This window comes from Sphingomonas sp. Ant20 (genome assembly GCF_000783375.1).
Classification (GTDB): domain Bacteria; phylum Pseudomonadota; class Alphaproteobacteria; order Sphingomonadales; family Sphingomonadaceae; genus Sphingomonas; species Sphingomonas aerolata.
In genome coordinates, this window is record NZ_JRVI01000232.1 from 1 (window position 1) to 2,249 (window position 2,249).

Here is a 2,249-nt window from a genome sequence, read left to right on the forward strand (position 1 = left end):
TGGAGTGAGGGGGAGTCGCGAGCCTCACGTGCTCACCCTCCACGCGCAAGAGCGCGCGGGCCCCTTCCCTCTCCCCCGAGGGGAGAGGGGTTTTGGTGCCCCCTCTCCCCTTGGGGGAGAGGGGAGGAGGAGCGGTTACGCGACGGGGGGGTGAGGGGTGGTTGGGCGGGGGCGCTAGCCTCAAGGCCCCTCACCCTCCCCCCTTCGAATTGGAGATGGTTCATGGCGCAGTGGGTGTGTTCGGGGCGGACGGGGCAGGTCGAGGGGACCATGTCGCGGTTCGATCCGCGGTTCTGGACGGTGGATTTTCCGCGGCCGATGATGGCGTCGGTGGTCACTACGGGGCCGGATGCGCTGCGCGTCGATGCGGTGTTCTACAGGGCGGATGATCTGGCGGGGCTGATCTGGGCGGCGGAGGATCGCTATGATCATCCGTTGCTGCGGTACGAGACCGCGCGGGATTTTCGGGGGTGTCGGCTGCGGTTCCGGTGGCGGTCGGGGGGGTGTGATGCCGCTCGATGCGATCAATGGCCCGACGCTGACGATCGAGGGGCGCGATGCGGCGGGAGTCGCGCGGGCCTGGTATGTGCGGTTGTGGAATTATGCGGTGGGGACGCCGGAGGACGCGCTGGTGTCGCTCGATTTCGCGGCGCTGGTCGGCGGGTTCGACCTGCCCGAGGACAGCGAGTCCGTCTGGGCGGGGGATATCGACCGGATGTTCGTGTCGCTGGTGCCGCCCGACTATCGCGGCGTCGACGCGCCGCTGGCGGGGATGCGCGAGGGCTGGGTCGAGCTGACCGAGATGGCGTGCGAGGGGCCGGGATCGGTGCTCGCGATCGGCGAGGCGGTGGTGCCCGAGCATGGGCTGCGGATCGCGAGCGGCTATGACGACAGCTATAATCTGACGCCGGCGCGGCTGCTGCGCAACGCGCTGCACCTGGGGTATCGGGGGAGCATCGTCCATTATGTGGGGATGAGCCATTATTTCCGGCTCGAGGGCGCGGGCGGTGGATTCTACGTGTCGCTGGCGGGGGGTGTGCTGAACGCGGCGTGCGCAGCGTGGCACCGGGATTTCGCGGGGCGCGCAAAGGCGCTGGGGTACGGCGTGATCTGGTCGCTGAGCTACGAGCTGTTCGATGCGCATTGCTGGAACGACTGGAAACAGCGCGCCGCCGATGGCGCGCCCGCGCTGACGGGGTGGGAGCCGCCGTCTACGCTGCTGTCGCCCGCGCATGGCGGGGCGATGGCGTATCTGCAGGCGGTGGCGCGCGCGTGTCGGGCTCGCGGTGGCGGCGGGACTGCCGGCGCAGTTCCAGGTCGGCGAGCCTGGTGGTGGGTGATGCCCGACGGGCGGCCGTGCCTCTATGATGCGAGCGCGGTCGCGGCGTTCGCGCCGGTGGCGATGGCGAGCATCCGCGGGGGCAAGAGCGCAGACCAGATCGCGACGCTGGAGGCGGCGGGGGCGTGCCTGGCGGCGTCGACCGCGGCCCTGGTCGCGGCGGTAAAGGGGGAAGCGGGCGGGTGCGTGACGCATCTGCTGACCTATCTGCCGACGGTGCTCGATGCGGGGGCGCCCGAGGCGAAGCGCGCGAACATGCCGGTCGGCTGGGCGTCACCCGCGTTCGATGTGCTGCAGCTGGAGGATTATGACTGGGTGACCGCGGGCGACGTCGCGTCGTCGGCGGATGCGGTCGCGCTGGTCGAGGGCCGGCTGGGCTATCCGGTCGAGCGGCAACACTATCTGTCGGGGTTCGTGACCGCGCCCGAGCGTGCGGGCGATTGGGCGCGGATCGAGGCGGCGGCGGTGGCGGCGCGGGCGCGCGGCGTCGGCGAGACGTTCGTCTGGGCGCTGCCGCAGGTGATGCGCGACGGCTTTGTGCATTTCGAGACCGAAGAGGGAGACGATATCGTGGACGCGCATGACGACGTGCTGTTTCCGCTCGCGCTGGGGCGCGAGGCGGAAGTGATACCGGGGTTTTCGACCGCGATCCTGACGAGCGCGGGGGGCGCGGAGCAGCGCAACGCTGCGTGGGCGGAGGCGCGGACGAGCTATGATGTCGGGCCGGGGCTGCGGAGCGAGGCGGATATCGGCGTGCTGCTGGCGTTCTTCCGCGCGCGGATGGGGCCGGCGCGCAGCTTCCGGTTGCGCGATCCGTTCGATGCCGAGGCGGTCGGGGAGGTGCTGGGGCTCGGCGACGGGATCGCGCGGCGGTTCGCGCTGGTGAAACACTATGACGCGGCGACGCGGT

General features: G+C 70.7%; 1 pseudogene. It reads left to right on the top strand.

Annotation, left to right across the window (positions count from 1 at the left end):
• Positions 1–222 precede the first annotated feature (222 nt).
• Positions 223–2,249, top strand: a pseudogene (locus NI18_RS19145) (DUF2460 domain-containing protein); the annotation flags it as partial.